At 44.8% G+C, this 16010-nt stretch carries 18 protein-coding genes; 8 read left to right on the top strand and 10 right to left on the bottom strand.

Going from position 1 to position 16010, the window contains the following annotated elements:
* Position 1: 1 nt before the first annotated feature.
* From menA to pplA, 3 genes are all read right to left on the bottom strand, one after another.
* Positions 2-940 (bottom strand): 1,4-dihydroxy-2-naphthoate polyprenyltransferase, encoded by a 939-nt coding sequence (menA, locus tag ABWW58_RS08955; RefSeq protein WP_353868805.1) that lies wholly within the window; start codon positions 938-940, stop codon positions 2-4.
* Positions 941-1046: 106 nt separating this feature from the next.
* Positions 1047-2066: an FAD:protein FMN transferase gene (locus ABWW58_RS08960; protein ID WP_445783424.1), complete on the bottom strand. Its 1020-nt coding sequence runs from the start codon at positions 2064-2066 to the stop codon at positions 1047-1049.
* Between the two features lie 131 nt (positions 2067-2197).
* Positions 2198-3103 carry an extracellular electron transfer flavoprotein PplA gene (gene pplA, locus ABWW58_RS08965; protein WP_353868807.1) on the bottom strand — a complete coding sequence of 302 codons (906 nt, stop codon included), beginning with the start codon at positions 3101-3103 and terminating at the stop codon, positions 2198-2200.
* A gap of 261 nt (positions 3104-3364) precedes the next feature.
* Here pplA and ABWW58_RS08970 point away from each other — a divergent pair, with 261 nt between their 5' ends.
* From ABWW58_RS08970 to ABWW58_RS08990, 5 genes are all read left to right on the top strand, one after another.
* Positions 3365-5305 (top strand): FAD-dependent oxidoreductase, encoded by a 1941-nt coding sequence (locus ABWW58_RS08970; protein WP_353868808.1) that lies wholly within the window; start codon positions 3365-3367, stop codon positions 5303-5305.
* A 26-nt stretch (positions 5306-5331) separates the two neighbouring features.
* Entirely contained in the window at positions 5332-5751 is a 420-nt protein-coding gene (locus ABWW58_RS08975; protein WP_353868809.1) for a NusG domain II-containing protein, read from the top strand.
* A gap of 24 nt (positions 5752-5775) precedes the next feature.
* Positions 5776-6309 carry a Gx transporter family protein gene (locus ABWW58_RS08980; protein WP_353868810.1) on the top strand — a complete coding sequence of 178 codons (534 nt, stop codon included), beginning with the start codon at positions 5776-5778 and terminating at the stop codon, positions 6307-6309.
* 20 nt (positions 6310-6329) lie between these two features.
* The gene (locus ABWW58_RS08985; protein WP_353868811.1) at positions 6330-7310 is read left to right on the top strand and encodes a polyprenyl synthetase family protein; all 981 of its coding nucleotides are present in this window, start codon (positions 6330-6332) and stop codon (positions 7308-7310) included.
* An 84-nt stretch (positions 7311-7394) separates the two neighbouring features.
* Positions 7395-7913 (top strand): O-acetyl-ADP-ribose deacetylase, encoded by a 519-nt coding sequence (locus ABWW58_RS08990; RefSeq protein ID WP_353868812.1) that lies wholly within the window; start codon positions 7395-7397, stop codon positions 7911-7913.
* Between the two features lie 338 nt (positions 7914-8251).
* On the opposite strand, the gene ABWW58_RS08995 is transcribed toward ABWW58_RS08990, so the two are convergent.
* Positions 8252-8476, bottom strand: coding sequence for a hypothetical protein (locus ABWW58_RS08995; RefSeq protein ID WP_353868813.1), 225 nt, complete (start codon positions 8474-8476; stop codon positions 8252-8254).
* A gap of 121 nt (positions 8477-8597) precedes the next feature.
* On the bottom strand, positions 8598-9071 hold the full coding sequence (locus tag ABWW58_RS09000; protein ID WP_093670382.1) for a GNAT family N-acetyltransferase: 474 nt from the start codon (positions 9069-9071) through the stop codon (positions 8598-8600).
* A gap of 175 nt (positions 9072-9246) precedes the next feature.
* Between ABWW58_RS09000 and ABWW58_RS09005 the strand changes: the two genes are divergently transcribed.
* Complete coding sequence (locus ABWW58_RS09005; protein WP_353868814.1) at positions 9247-9651, top strand: hypothetical protein; 405 nt, start codon at positions 9247-9249, stop codon at positions 9649-9651.
* A gap of 89 nt (positions 9652-9740) precedes the next feature.
* On the opposite strand, the gene ABWW58_RS09010 is transcribed toward ABWW58_RS09005, so the two are convergent.
* On the bottom strand, positions 9741-10952 hold the full coding sequence (locus ABWW58_RS09010) for an MFS transporter (RefSeq protein ID WP_353868815.1): 1212 nt from the start codon (positions 10950-10952) through the stop codon (positions 9741-9743).
* Between the two features lie 131 nt (positions 10953-11083).
* On the opposite strand from ABWW58_RS09010, the gene ABWW58_RS09015 reads away from it, so the two are divergent.
* A complete protein-coding gene (locus ABWW58_RS09015) occupies positions 11084-11965 on the top strand; it encodes an AraC family transcriptional regulator (RefSeq protein ID WP_353868816.1) in 882 nt (293 codons plus the stop codon).
* A gap of 76 nt (positions 11966-12041) precedes the next feature.
* On the opposite strand, the gene ABWW58_RS09020 is transcribed toward ABWW58_RS09015, so the two are convergent.
* The 4 genes from ABWW58_RS09020 to ABWW58_RS09035 form a co-directional block, all read right to left on the bottom strand.
* Positions 12042-12785, bottom strand: a complete 744-nt coding sequence (locus ABWW58_RS09020) for a metallophosphoesterase family protein (RefSeq protein ID WP_353868817.1) — start codon at positions 12783-12785, stop codon at positions 12042-12044.
* A 42-nt stretch (positions 12786-12827) separates the two neighbouring features.
* A complete protein-coding gene (locus ABWW58_RS09025; RefSeq protein WP_353868818.1) occupies positions 12828-13595 on the bottom strand; it encodes an HAD family hydrolase in 768 nt (255 codons plus the stop codon).
* A gap of 27 nt (positions 13596-13622) precedes the next feature.
* Complete coding sequence (locus ABWW58_RS09030; RefSeq protein WP_353868819.1) at positions 13623-14063, bottom strand: GNAT family N-acetyltransferase; 441 nt, start codon at positions 14061-14063, stop codon at positions 13623-13625.
* 85 nt (positions 14064-14148) lie between these two features.
* On the bottom strand, positions 14149-15411 hold the full coding sequence (locus ABWW58_RS09035; protein ID WP_353868820.1) for an APC family permease: 1263 nt from the start codon (positions 15409-15411) through the stop codon (positions 14149-14151).
* Positions 15412-15555: 144 nt separating this feature from the next.
* On the opposite strand from ABWW58_RS09035, the gene ABWW58_RS09040 reads away from it, so the two are divergent.
* Positions 15556-15996 carry an Lrp/AsnC family transcriptional regulator gene (locus tag ABWW58_RS09040; protein ID WP_353868821.1) on the top strand — a complete coding sequence of 147 codons (441 nt, stop codon included), beginning with the start codon at positions 15556-15558 and terminating at the stop codon, positions 15994-15996.
* Positions 15997-16010 lie beyond the last annotated feature (14 nt).

Consider the following 16010-nt stretch of genomic DNA (forward strand, 5'->3'; position numbering starts at 1 on the left):
TTTACAGGAAAACAGCGATCATAAGCAATAACGCGAACGTTCCATTCACTAGAACCAAGTTCTTCACTGCAACAACGAATGTTTTCGATTTAACCTGCACCTGGTTGAATTGTTTGACCTGTTTGTACACAGGAATGATTGCGAGCAATGCAAGCAGCATAATCAACGGAAGGATTCCAAGAATAACAGCGGCAAGGATTGCGGCAAAGGTTGCAGCATAGAGACCATTAAACAGCCAAATCGCATACTTTTTGCCAATATAGTACGGTAAGGTAAACCGATGATTCTTGATGTCATCGTCAAGATCACATATATTATTTGCAAGCATGATATTCGCGATCGTAAAAATACAAGGGAATGAAACCAATATAATTTCGAAGAGCAGGAGAATATCCGCGTGAAGTGTAATTGTTCGCCCTTCCCATATAATATTCGCGATTCCCTGATTATACGCGTTAACATAGACGGTCAGAAACAAAATGCCGAACCCCATCGTGACTCCTGAAAAGATTTCACCAATCGGCATTCTGGAGAACGGAATCGGACCAAAGGAATACAAGATGCCAATGGCAAAGCATAGCATTCCAACCAGCAAAACAATGAGATCGGTTCGTACTACAAGTACCAAACCTAATGCTGTCGCTAAAACCAGAAGACTGATGATCGTGAAAATAACACGTCTTTCCGGAATGTTTGCCTGTCCGACAATATTCTCTTTTCTGCGGTATTCGTCATTGCTTGCCTTTCTGTAGTCCATATAATTATTAATCGCCGTCGCCGTCATATCGAAAAGCAGCATGGAACTAAAGAATATCAATGTATTGATTGGATTCAATTGATGGAAGCGATACGAAACAAACAGGCAGCCGACGAGAAAAGGAAAGAGACTGGCCAGTTTGGTTTGAATCTCAACAAGCTTAAGAAATGCGCGCAGAGACATCTTTTTCACTCCTTTGTTCTTCATCTACTCATTGTTATGGACGGCATCGCTTTTGCACTCGGGCTCACATTCCAGGTATAAATCATTTATTCAAACCCAACGTTCGTCATTTGACCAGACTAAATGTTTTATCTGTCAGCACGAATTTATTTTTCAGATTCGGTGTTACATAGACTTTCTTATCCCGTGTGACAAACACTGCTTTGATCCCCCACTTCTTGGCATACGCCAGTCCGCCTTTAACCCCTTCGGCAAACAGAACGGTAGAAAGTGCATCGCCATCGGTTGATGCATCCGTAATCACAGAAACGCCGGCAATGTCATTAGTAAACGGATAGCCTCCAGCAGGATTGAGCAGGTGATGATAAATTTTTCCATGGACTTTGATAAAACGTTCATAGATTCCTGATGTAACAATCGATTGATTGGATTCTTTAATTTCCCCGACAATTTCTCCACGCGGTGAATAAGGATTCTGAATCCCCACCGTCCACTTTTCTCCGGAAGCATTGTTTCCCATTACAAAAATATTACCGCCTAGATCCACAATTGCTGACTGAACATGATAGTTCTTAAGTACTGTGACTGCTTCATCAGTGATAAAACCCTTGGCAATCGCTCCGAGATCAAGGCGCATGCCTTTGTCCTTGAGAAAAATAGTTTGTTTTTGATCGTTCAGAATCATTCGTTTATAGCCAATCAGTGGAAGTACGTGATCAATTTCGCTTTGCGCCGGTTTACGGGCATCAGAAAAACCGATATGCCATAGTTTCGTCAATGGCCCGATGGTCAGATCGAAGCTCCCATGGGAACGCCGACTGTACTTTTTGCCAATCTTAACCATGCGATAGATGTCTTTAGAAACCTTTACCGGCTTAATTCCCGCTTGGTCATTCACCTCATCAATCTCAGACCGGTCATTTTTGTCCTCTACAGTTGTGGCATGCGCCAGTTCTTCAATTCGTTTGAACACCGGCTTAAGTACATGAGCCTTTCCCTTATCGTAAATCTTCACAGTCACAACCGTTCCCATTAGGAATTCCGTCCTGCTGTAGGGATTGCTGAGAAGCTCTACTTTTTTTGTTTGCGCCTTATTGCTGCATCCCGTCGCAATCAGCAAGGACATGATTAAAAAAAAACAATGCCTGTTTTCTTCATCGGTCTCATTCCTTCCACGTCACTCATAGTTAATTAGTGTAAAAGACTTTAGAGCTATTCTGCGCTCTAAAGTCTTTTATGGCAATAATGTAACCGTTCTTATTTTTCTTGGAATACAAGATTGTCAACTTCAATCGGCGCTTTGTCGCCTTTCTGAGCTGCGTTAATCAGCTGCGCCGCATAGACGCGGAACGAGTGGCTGGAGTGTGTCGCACCGGATACGACATCTACTTCTTCAGCGTTTTGTTTGTCGATCAAAGCTTTACTGAGCGCTGGAATATATTCTTTCGGACCCGTGCCGGATTTTGCTTTCATCGCTTTTTCGTAGCCGGCGTCATTCGTTTTCAGTTTGCCGTCTTTATTCTTGAAGTTATAATCAACTTTTGTAATCTTCCCATCCTTAACTGTCATGTTGATAAATGCTTTCCAACCCGTTGTCGCCAAGTTCTTTTCTGCTAATTTGTACACGCCGTCTTTTAATTTCGCCTGTGCGTCCACTTCAATTGGAGTCGTATCGCCTTTTTGTGCGGCTTGGATTAATTGCTGCGCATAGTTAATGAAGTGATCAGATGATTCCGTTGCACCGGAAACAACTTCTACCTGCTGTGCATCTTGGCTGGCAACAAGCGCTTTATTTAGTTGTGGAATGTATTCTTTAGGACCAACTCCGGATTTTGCTTTCATTGCTTTTTCGTAGCCTGCGTCCTCCGACTTCAGCTTTCCATCCTTATTGACATAATTGTAATCAGATTTCGTAATTTTACCATCTTTAACTGTAATCGCCATGGTCGCTTTCCAGCCGTGACTATCAAGCTCCTTTTCTTTCAATGAATAAGTGCCATCCTTTAAAGGTGCTCCTGCAATCAATTTGGATGTGGCAGGTTCACTCGATCCGGAAGCCTTTTTGTTTGTGTTTGATTTGGTAGCGTTTTCATTTGAGCCGCACGCAGCTAACATCATGATGATTAAAAGACCTAACGGCAACAGTAGTTTTTTAATACTCATAATCAACATTTACCCCCTTAATATGACAAATTGTGAATTTCATCACATTCCTTACTCACTTATAATACCATCACATTGGATAAATGGCTATATCATTTTTGTGAACGCTTTCAAGTTTTTTAAATGTTCGTCAAGTCTCAGTTGTAGACACATAGATATCCAGAGAGTAAAATTAATTTAGGCAATTGTTCTTTTTTTCACAAATCATTTCTCATCTTTATGATAGCGCTTTAATAATGTTTTGCGGAAGGGGAAGATAGTATGAGCAATAAGAGCATTATTGTTATTGGTGCCGGATACGCAGGCGTTCACGCGGCAAAAAAATTAGCTAAAAAGTTTAAGAAAGATACGTCGGTCACCATTACATTGATTGATCAGCATTCATACCATACAATGATGACCGAGCTTCATGAAGTCGCCGCACACCGTGTCGAGCCTGAAGCGATCAAATTTGACCTACGTAAACTATTTAAGCATTCAAAAGTCAACCTTGTTACCGACCACGTCACACAAGTTGATCATGAAAAAAAGACAGTCACAACAGAGCACGGCACGTACGCCTATGACTATTTGATTTTGGGCATGGGCGGCGAACCGAACGATTTTGGAACACCGGGTGTTCGTGAACACGGCTTTACACTGATGTCTTGGGAAGACGCGGTAAAGCTGCGTGAGCATATCGAACAGATCGTTCGTAAAGCAGCAACGGAACATGATGCAGAAAAACGCCGGGCAATGCTGAACTTCGCCATCTGCGGCTCCGGTTTTACTGGAGTCGAAATGATTGGCGAGCTGATTGAATGGAAAACTCGATTGGCAAAGATTAATAAACTCGATGAAAAGGATATTTCTTTGTATTTAGTGGAAGCGGTACCAACAATTTTAAATATGCTTGATCGAAAAGATGCCGGCAAAGCAGAAAAATACATGCGTAAAAAAGGCGTCCAAATCTTAACCAGTTCCCCGATAGTTGACGTAAAAGCAGACCGCATTATTCTGAAATCAGGCGAGGAAGTTCCAACACACACCCTTATTTGGACTGCCGGAGTAAAAGCGAATACGCAAGCAAGCAGTTTTGGCATGAAATCGGCGCTCGCAGGCCGCCTGACGGTCAACAAGTATATGGAAGCTGAGGGCTTTGATCATGTATACGTTGTCGGCGACCTCGCCTATTTTGAAGATGGCGGAAAACCGACTCCTCAGATTGTTGAAGCGGCCGAACAAACCGCAGGAACTGCAGTGAAAAACATCATTGCACATAGTACCGGTGGAGAAAAAGCGGCATTCAAGGGCAATTATCACGGCGTGATGGTGTCTATTGGCGCTCGATACGGAGTCGCTCATTTAGGAAGTCTGCACTTAAGCGGCTTCTTCGCTAATTTCATGAAGCACATGGTGAACCTGTACTACTTCTTTGGCATTCGCAGTGCGCATTATATGTTCCACTACATCATGCATGAATTTTTTCAAACGAACGATAAACGGAACATTTTCCGCAACCTGTCTACTCGGTACGGTAATGTCCTTTGGAGCCTTCCATTGCGCGTGTTTGTCGGCGGATTCTGGCTCGTCGAAGCGTTCGCAAAGCTATGGGGCGAGAGCACTTGGAACAAAGCAACATCAAGCTGGTCGAATGTGCATCTCTTGTTTAACGGACTGGGCAAGGACTCCTGGCTGACCGGATCAGCTGTGAAGATGCCATTTGAATGGCTGCAAACCGCGACGACAGGTGCAAGTCAGGCAGCCGGAAGCGGCGCGGGTGACACGGCAACTCAATGGGCAACACCGATTTTCAGTAAAATGCCGTTCTGGTTTGAATGGATCATGAAGCTCATGCTCCCGAACGCCGACATGGCGATATTCATGCAGCGAACCATGGTGTTTGTTGAACTCGCAATCGGGCTCGCTATTCTTGCCGGCCTATTTACTTGGATCAGCAGCGGCGCGAGCGCAGGATTTCTCGTTGTATTTACCTTGAGCGCAATGCTCGGATGGGATAAATTATGGGCACTCCCCGCTTCGATCGCTTTGATGAACGGATCAGGACGAAGCGTCGGGTTAGATTACTGGGTCGTTCCATTTCTTCAAAAGACACTCAGCCGCTGGTGGTACGGCAAGGAGCAGGCGATCTATAACGATGCTGAGGAAAACAGCAGTCCTGCGCTGACACGTGCATCGGAAAACAAAAATCTAAATCAATAAATCTTTTCAAAGAGGGGAACTAAGTGATGAGCAGCTACTTTAAAATGATCAAGCGCTGGGATATTATTATCGTGGCATTGCTTATTCTTATTTCTTTTCTTCCCTTTGCGATTTTCAGCGCTGTACAGGCGAAAACCACAACTAGTGATGTAAAAAGTCGGGTGGCAACCATCACTCTGGACAACAAACAAATCAGAAAAATAAAACTTACAGGCAACACACGTACCTTCCAATTCACCGTTCACAGCGGCGACGGTGACGAAAATGTGATTGAAGTTCGAAAGAATCAGATTCGAATTAAAAGCGCAAATTGTCCCGATCAAAACTGCGTTCTGGTTGGCTATATCTCCAAACCCGGAGAAACAATTGTCTGCCTGCCGCACCGTTTAGTTATTGAGGTTACGAGTGATACAGAGCCGCCTCAGGATATTATTGTAAGTTCATAAGACGGCAGAAGGATTTGATAGCGAATGACCAAGAATCAGCTGAATGCTTATATCGCGCTGCTTGCCGCTCAAGCGGTGATCATCAGCCTATTTGAAAACGCGATTCCCTTTCCTTTTGCCGTGGCTCCGGGCGCAAAGCTTGGGCTCGCTAATATAATCACGTGCATGGCGCTTTACACACTTTCAACAAAGGATACAGTTAAAGTGGTCACGATCCGTTTAATCCTCGCAACCTTGCTCGGCGGCACAATCTCAACATTTATGTACAGCGCTGCCGGCATTGTACTGAGCTTTATAGGAATGTGGCTGGTCAAAAAATTAGGCCCTGAGCGTGTCAGCCTTATTGGCGTGAGCGCAACCGGAGCCATTTTGCATAACGTCGGACAACTTATTGTCGCGAGCTGGGTCGCGCAAACGTGGTCGGTGCTTTTGTATCTGCCGGTACTCTCTTTTGCCGGAATTCTGGCTGGAATTGCTATCGGCATCGTGGCTAATTACTTGCTGAATCATGTAGAGAAATTGCAACATTATCGCTATTTGCGTGAAACAAATGAGTAGGTGCATGGGTGGTGACTATGATGGGTGTACACAGAATGTGGGACGCGTATCCGGGGCTTAAAGAAGAGCTTTCGGATGTTCTCCAATTAATCGACTCCTATATTCACGTGCGGGATGCGGAAATAGAGAACAGAATTAAGGAACTGATTCGATCGGGAGGCAAAATGCTTCGTCCGGCATATTTACTCTTATGCGCGCATATCGGACCGGATCCGGATCGGGACCGTCCGAAAGCGGTGGCCGCCGCGCTCGAATGCCTGCACATGGCAACGCTCGTCCATGATGACGTCATTGATAAGGCGGACGCGCGCCATGGACAAACGACGTTGCATAAGGATTATGGCAACAGGCTCGCTATTTACACAGGAGACTATCTGCTCACCTTGGCTTTTTCCATTCTCTCCAAGTATGCCGATTCCGCTCCTCGCGTTAATTTTCACGGATTTGAAGCAGATAAGATTCTGGCAGGCGAACTGGAACAATTGCATGGACACTATCAGGAAAAAGTCTCAGTTAAACGGTACCTCTCTCAGATTTCCGGGAAAACCGCGCAACTGTTCGCAATCAGCTGCTACTCCGGAGCACTAGCGAGCCGCGCTGATCAAAAAATTGTCGAACATGCGTGGCGAATGGGTCACTATATCGGCATGGCGTTCCAGATCGTCGATGATCTATTAGACTATCAAGGCACACGTGAGACTTTGGGAAAGCCGGTGATGAACGACGTCCGGCAAGGCATCTACACGCTCCCACTGATTTACGCGATCAAAGCCGACCCTAGTGCGCTCCGTCCACTTTTGAAAAAGCGTGACAATCTTAGCGACGGAGACTTAACAGCTATTTTTGACTGTATTCAGAAACACAACGGCATCTCGCAATCAGTCAATCTCGCACGTATGTACACACACAAAGCGCTCAAAGAACTGAGCTTACTGCCAGATGGCACGTACAAAACAACCCTTGAGAAACTAACAAGGTCGCTGCTCGATCGGAAAATGTAAAAGAAGTTACAACCTCCAGCGTTGTGAACAATGACTCGCATTCGCGTTATAATAGAGACATTGATCCGCACTGGAGGTTTTTTTATGGAAAAAATAATAATCACCCTTGGCGATATTACACAGGTGAATGTCGATGCCATAGTCAATGCTGCAAACACCTCCCTGCTTGGCGGCGGAGGCGTGGACGGTGCGATTCACCGTGCCGCGGGTCCTCAGCTTTTGGCTGAGTGCAGAACGCTGAACGGCTGCCGCACCGGTGAAGCAAAGATAACCAAAGGCTACCGTTTACCAGCCAAGTACGTCATCCATACGCCCGGCCCAATCTGGCAAGACGGCAATCATCACGAGCGGGAATTATTGCGCAACAGTTATATGAACAGCCTTAAACTTGCGGAGACATATAGATGCCGAACCGTGGCGTTCCCATCGATCAGCACAGGCGTCTACCATTTTCCACTTGACCAAGCAGCGCCACTTGCAATTCGAGCGATTCAAGATTTCTTACGAAGCGCCAAAGTCGTGAAGCAGGTTCAAATGGTGTGCTTTGACGACGGAACGAAACGCGCTTATGACCACGCATTATCCGAACTGAATGAGGCATGAGTGACCCTGTGTTCCAGCGACCCCCGTGTGTCTAGCGTTGAATTTTGACGCACTGCTCGATTAAAGTCTATTTAATTGGATAAGGCCAACGGCACCAACATCAATCTGAGGACGGCACTGTTGTCCTTTCATATGCCTCATCTGTATCGTTTTTCAATAAAGCATTTCACTGAGAAAACTGTTGCGGAGTTAAGACGAAGCGCGCGGTATAAATGCATGAGTAAACAAGACCAATGTTGCATTGTTCGAGCAAAAATATCAGCGTTCAGACTAAAGAATCAGCGTTCGGAGAAAAAAATCAGCGCTCAGAGAAAAAAATCAGCGTTTAGGCTAAAGTATCAGCGTTCAACTTTTCCTCTCTTGGGTTCGATTTTGATCGCGTTCGGTTCGACTTTCCGATGGTTCGGTTCAACCTCGGGTCTTGGGTTGAACTTCTCCTCTCTTGGGTTCGACTTTGATCGCGTTCGGTTCGACTTTCTGATGGTTCGGTTCAACTTCGGGTCTTCGGTTCGACTTCTCCTCTCTTGGGTTCGACTTTGATTGCGTTCGGTTCGACTTTTCACTTATTAGGTTCTCCGCATCTTCCGTCAGGAGAACGTATTTAGTTTTGTGTAAAGAACCATATTTTTCTCCATGAATCTTGTAGTCCGTACGTGTTCGCAATAATCTATTCGTACCTTATCATCAAGCCTTTTCCTCTGTTAACACCATTGAATAAAAGGGGTATACGCCACCATTTGTCTTGACCATCACCGTTTCTTCTATTTCAAATCCCGCACGTTCATAGACTTTCAGTGCCCTTTTGTTAAAGGTCGCAACAGCTAATGAAAAATGCGGTTTTTTAAATTTTTCCTGAGCAAAAGATAAGCCTGCGTTCAAGAACGCTTCACCCGCTCCTTTTCCTGTCAAATCCGGCCGCATCCCTAAACCGATCTCAACTGTCTCGATCTGTTCGTCAAAGCAAAAAAATCCGATCAGCCTATTCTGCTCGTCAAAGACAGAGTAATAGGCATCTTTTCTTGCTTCCGAATCCAATAGTTCTTCCAAATCCTCAGGATCATTTTCCATATTATAAAAATCGTAAGGCGCTTCATACGCCCATTTCGCGATGATGCGCGCATCATGATCGTTCATCAGTTTTATTTTATATTGATCCATTATGATTACCTCTTCCTGTTCCACCGATTGTTCCATCGTGATCAATACATGCTGCTTTTATTTTCATAAGCTTTCCCCCAGAAAATATAAAAAATGCCCAAACCATTAAGCTTTTTTTAAGAAAACTCTCTTAAACTAATTCTATTACAACGAAACAGTAAACGGAGGAATTTCTATGGATCGTGTCCTTAAAATTAATTATTGGATCGGCATTGTCGTCGCAATCGCACTGCTGCTGCAATCCGCATATGGCATTTATCATTTTGTTCACACGAAACAGCAGGCACAATCGATTCAAAAAAATTTTTCACAAAGTATGCCGAATTCCAGTAATGGGAATGCTTTTGGAAACGCACCATCTGGAACGAACGGTGAACCTCATTTCGGCAGTGGGGGTTCACGGGGCGGCGCTCGGCCATCAGGTGGAATGAGAGCACAATCCAACCCGCTGAGCCTCGCCGTTCACATACTCACTTTAATTCTATCGGTTTCCGCACTTGTAATGACCGGAATTCTCAGCAGAAACAACGCGAAAAAGAAGAAAGAATTGATCAGCAAAGAAAAATCAACTGAAGAATAATAACCACGAAAGCCCCCTGAAAGCTTTACTTTTCAGGGGGCTTTCGTATAAAGATAAAGGGTTAAACGAATGTTCCTCCGTTAACCTTGTTACGTTTCATTACTAGAAGAAAGCAGGCTCCGCTCGCTGGGCAACAACAATGATAGCAAGGCGGCCGCCAGCGGCAGCAACGAAAGAAAACCAAAAATGGCAGTGACACCGTAGAGATCAGACAACCAGCCGATCATCGTCGCACCGATTCCGCCGGCACCAATTCCAAAACCAACCATCAGCCCCGAAACCAGTCCGATATTTTTCGGAAACATCATTTGACCATATACAACCGTAACGGCAAACGATGAGAGGACGAAGAAACCGAAAAGAAATAGAACAATGACCGATAATACGCCATGAACATGAGGCAGCAGCCATGCAAAGGGAACCGTTACGGCCATGGAACTAAACAGCAGCCATTTACGGCTGATCCGGTCGGAAACACGGCCACCGATGAAAGTTCCGAGTGCACCGGCGCCAAGAAACAGGAAGGTTAACAGATCACCATATTTGAGCGCAATTCCCTGGTGAAGATAAAGAAAGGGTAAAAATCCGGCAACGCCGATCTGTGTCCAAGAACGCAGGATCACAACAGCTGTCAGCAAACACAGTCCGGCAACATGATTACGGCCTATAATTTTTTTCTGTCGCACTTTATTTTCTGCAAGACTGCGCCGGTACCACGGCATGACGGAGAGCACAAGTGTTAAGCCGGCAATTGCAGCCAATGCAAACCAGCCAAGTCCGTGCAGTCCAGTGGCAATCAGGAATACCGGAAGAAGGAGCGGTCCCACTGCCTGGCCGACATTGCCGCCGACCTGAATGATTGCCTGTGCGGTTCCTCTCGCGGTACCTGCCGCCATGTAAGCACCACGCATTGCTTCCGGATGAAAAATTCCCGAACCGATTCCCGATAATCCGACTAAAAGAAGGAGTACCCAATAGGCAGGGGCATAGCCTGAAGCCGTGAGACCAAATCCCGTCAGACAGATACCCACCGGCATAAACCACGTTTTCGGATTTCTATCGGTGATAATGCCGAATATAGGCTGCGCCACCGATGATGTCAGCATCGATACGAACAAAATAATACCGGCCTGAAAGTAGTTCAGATTAAAAGCTTCTTTGTATAAAGGCAAAAGTGCAGGTACAAGTCCGGTTGTCATTAAATCATTGATAAAATGGACACCACTGAGACTGAACAGTTCCCGCCTCGCTGCAAGCTTTGGTTTGACAGCCTGTTTCTCATTTTTTAATGCAAGATTCATTGCGTTAATCCTCCTTGCTGCAAAATCATTTACATTTTTTTCGAACACTCTTAGACTAACAAGTAACCGGCAATAAAGCATGCAATATCTTGCTCACCTTTAGCACGATTTTGACTGAAAGGGATTTCTCTATGAAAAATGAAACGAACTATTCACCGAAGCGAAATTCTGACCGGCATGCCTACTTAGATATAATTTTAAGAAAAGGAATGGGGTATGGTTGGAGATATCAAGAAAATTGGCATGAGGAAATGCAATTTTACTATGTGGTAAGCGGCCAAGGACGGATCCGCTGTGAATCGGACGTATTTGATTTACATACAGGTGAAACGCTTCTCATCAACTGTAATGAACTGCACGTGATCGAGAGCCTGTGCGAGCAATTAACCTTCTATTCCATTCGCATTGATCTGGCAGCCATGTTTCAAGATATGCCCGATTTGCGCCAGGCAGCCTACGTTGAACCGCTTATGCAACAGCGTATCGTATTCAATCGTTTTATTAATGAAAACGAACCGATTACACCATTATTGCGCCGGTTAATCCACGAGCATAGGGCTCGTCTTTCGGGATTCGAATTATCCATGAAGTCGGATATGCTTCAAATTTTGCTCATTTTAATCCGCAGTCACATTCAAAAAGTGTACACGAAGAAACGTCTTGGCTTGAAGCTGAACAATCTGAACCAATTAAAATCAGCCTTCTCCTATTTGAATGACCATTATGAAGAAGCCATTACCGTTCATCATCTGGCAGCACGCGCGCACATGAGCGAAGCCCATTTTTGCCGCACTTTTAAAAGATTATATGGACGATCCGCAATCGCCCATATGAATGAACTGCGTGTCAACAAAGCAGAAGAATTACTGCGAACTACACCGTTAACCATCACGGAAATCGCATTCTCGGTTGGCTTCAATGACGCGAACTATTTTAGTCGTGTATTCAAGAAGCTTCGTGGTCGATCACCACAGCAGACGCGTAGTTTAAAAGAAAGTGATGTTAAACGATAATGTTTGTTTATTGGTCATTCGGCGCCGGACTTTTCACGAATGAATCATAAGGCAGATGAAGTTGCGACAAAATTGCTTATTCCTTGAGCTGATTCCCATGAAACACCTTCAAAATAAACTGTCGATCCGGCACGTTCAGCTTTTCGTAAGACGCTAGGAACTGAGTATTATCATACACGGCTTTTCGTAAATCAACTTCTATTTTTTCTCGAGTCAATGTGACAATTGCATAACGCGCGTAAGGCTCAGCCGCACAACCTAATGAACCGGGATTCAAATAAATTGTCTTGTTACCCTCAAAATAATGAACCGGATGGTGGTGCCCAAAACAGATCAACTCCTGACGGTCATCAAAAAACAGTCGTTCCATATTCTCAAGTGTGGGCTGAACAATCGGGCTGAATGGATCTTCATAAAAGGTTGCGGACAGCTTTTCTTGCTCGATATGATAGTGCGTAAAAAGAATAGAATGCCCCATGAGCGTCGTGTCGATCACCCGTGGCAGTGAATCCAGCCGTGCAACAAAGGTTGGATCCAGCCGATCCGCTATCCATTGATGATGGTTGCGTGTATCTTCATGGCTTTTCGGATAAGGCCGTCCCTTAATCAGCGCGAGCACGCCCTCGTCATGATTGCCGGTAATCATCGATAGATCCTTCCGATTAAAAAGAGTATCAAGTACCTCACTCGAATCCGGTCCGATCGCAATCATATCTCCGAGGCAATAAATACGCGAGACATGCGCTTGATCAATTTCAGCAAGCGCGGCGTGTAAAGCCGGAGCGTTCCCGTGACTATCCGTGATGACCGCTATTTTCATCGATTTTATCCCCCAAAGAAAAAATGCTGATCCTAATGGCTGTTAAAGTACATGGGCTTCAAGCCATCGTGCAACTCCGTCATGTTCATTTTTCTCACAGACAAAGTCAGCCGCCTTCTTAACCTTCTCAATCCCGTTGGATACGGCCACGCCTACCCCGCATTTCCCTAGCATTTCAAGATCGTTATGATCATCACCAAATGCAGCGATGTTCGCAGCATTTACGTTTAACCGCTCGGCAACGAACGAAATACCGTTCATTTTCGTTACATCCCTGCGCATGATCTGATACCATTTTTCTCCACTGTTCGCATAAAAATTGAGATTGGGGTACTTTTTCATCAGTGGTTTCATTGCCGCAGTGTCTGTACATTCTACGGAAAGCTTAGGCGTATCGACGGTCAATTTTTTCTTAAAGTCTGTGTACACCGCGTTCCACTCAATATCCCAAGGCTCTCCTCTGTAATTTGTGTACAGACAGTCACCCGCTTCAATGCTGATACAAGTAACCGTTTCTAAAGAAATCAACTCTGATATCACTTTGTTTTTTAGTTCATTGGGAATGAGGCAATTGTAAATGCTCTGACGGTTGTTCACAATCGTCGCTCCGTTATTTGCAATAATATAATCGGGTTGTATTTTTTTCTGAAATAATCGAGTTGCCCGCTCAGGACGAGCCGTGGCAAAAGCAACCCTAATTCCTTTTTGCTGGCATTGATTCAAAACATGTGCCGTATGATCAGAAATCATTTCTTGATTGTTTAATAAGGTATGATCAAGATCGCTGACAATCAGTTTAATCGGTTCCATCCTCCACGATCCTCCTCTTCGCCGGAATTACCTTTTTTCCATGCGGACATGCGGAATGCCGTCAAGCATGAAAATTTCGGATGCCGGTTCAAAGCCGAAAGGAATATACAACGACTGAACATATTCTTGTGCCTCAATGGCAATCGGCATCCCCGCAAAACGTTTCTTAATTACACGCAGTACTTTGGCGACGAGCAAGTTGGCCAGGCCCTTGCCGCGGCAGTCTTCGCGGACAAGCACCCGACCAAACGATATTCCGTCATCCATCTCAAAAATACGGGCATAGGCGATGATTGATCCGTCCACGTCCGTCGTATAGACATGCAGACTGAATAAGTCGTAAGGATCGACTTCATGGTAAGGGCATTCCTGCTCAACCACAAAGACATCGACGCGCGCCCTCATAATCTCATAAACTTCTTTTCCACTAAGCTGATCGAATCTTTTTACCTTCCATAATTCGCTCATGATTGTTCACTCCAAAACTTAAATCTTATGTACCTTTTTTCAATAGTGTAGCATACGAGCAGCTCCATAGTGCAGTTTTACTCATTCATTTGTTCATCTCGTCTTTTTTAAAATGAAGAAATACCGCACCAACTACGGCTAATGCTATGGGATACACGATTGCCCCTCCACTGAACAAGAGGATGATAACCGTGATCACTAGTGAGATAAGCGCCATGAACCAGCCAATGGTCAGCGGTTTTAGTATTTTTAGAGCCGCTAGCATTGTGAAAATGTAGGACGTGATAAAAACGACGCTTGGGCCTTTCAAAAGAGTTCCCAAATCCGGAGCAATCGTTCCATAGAGAACTAAAACAAGAGCGAAAGCCCCTCCAAGTACAGCCAACACGCGTGCCGGCGTTTGATATTTAGGATGCAGATGCGCTAATTGAGCTGGAAAACTGCCAGCTCTTGCCTGTGCATACACCATTCGTGAAAAACCTGCGATGTTCGCATGAACCGTACTAAACGTAATGAACAGAGCTAATACCGTTGTGACAATGATTCCCGAATGTCCCCACCCTTTTGAAATAAGAAGACTAAGTGAGCTAATGCCTTTATTCGCGCCATAAGCCTGAGTGCCGACAGTCACAAAGGAAATGGACAGGTATATGATGGAAACGACGATTGCGCCGATTACCAAACTGATCGTTATGTCCCGCTCAGGTCGTTTAAATTCTTCTGCCAGCGGGGTAATCATTTCCCATCCGACAAACGAAAAAAAGATTACCACGGAAGCTGAGCCTACCGAGAACCAACCGTGTGGAACAAACGGCATAAACGAAGATGATTGGACATGGGGAAAAGCGACAATAACAGCAGTTACTAGCAAGGTGAAGATGACACAGATAACCGCTACGCTTACCTTTGCTGATAGATCAATTCCCCTTACATGCAAAAGCAAAGACGTGACCAAGATGAGCACGGCGATACTCACGGTCCCCCATCGACTTGTCGGTACAAGATTGTTGAGATAATAGGCACCTGTCAATGCTATCGTCGGCACGCCAACCGGTATAGATCCCAGCATAATCCAACTTAACATCGTGCTCGTTCTCGTTCCAAAGGCATGGCCGACATAGGCCGTAATCCCTCCGGCACTCGGAATTATTTTCGCAAGATCGGCGATGGTTAAAACGATCGGAAAAGCGAGTAAAGACATAATCGCCCAGGATAATAGCGAAGCAGGTCCGGCATTATTCGCTGTGATTGATGGCAGGACAAGTATCCCGCAGCCCAATACTGCGCCGATGGTTAGCGCGGTTCCCTGTACCCAAGTGATGGATCGTTTTAATGATTGTTTACTCAAAATGCTCTGCCCCCATGTTCTTTTTCACAATTATATATAGTGATACAAAAGAAACACATGGTATACTTTATTTAAAAATGACCTTTGTCAACAAAAATAAAGGAATTAACCTGTATTTATTTTAATAATTAAGGAGGAGATATTATGGATGAAATCGACTGGAGTATTCTTACACAATTACAGGAGAATTCGCGTCAAACAATGATCGAAATCGGCAGAAAAGTGGGGTTGACCTCTCCTTCCGTGACGGAACGCGTCAGGAGATTGGAGGACCAAGGTGTTATAAAAAAATACGGCGCTCTCGTTGCACCGGAAAAACTAAATAAACAGGTTACCGCTTTTATTTTAATGGAACCGAAAGATTGTATGAAATACGTTGCGTTCATAGCAAAGCAAACCGATGTTGTGGAATGCCATCGAATTGCGGGTATGTACAGCTACTTAACAAAAGTTGTTACCGAATCTGTTCATACCTTAGAGGGTCATATTAACGCCTGTCTCGAGTACGGTAAGCCAACAACGCTAATTGTTCTGTCTTCACCTGTAGAGCAGAAAGCCATTGTTCCACCACCCATCGAGAAGTAGGTTCGGCTAAGGAA

The organism is Sporolactobacillus caesalpiniae (assembly GCF_040513385.1).
In the GTDB taxonomy this organism is placed as follows: domain Bacteria; phylum Bacillota; class Bacilli; order Bacillales; family Sporolactobacillaceae; genus Sporolactobacillus.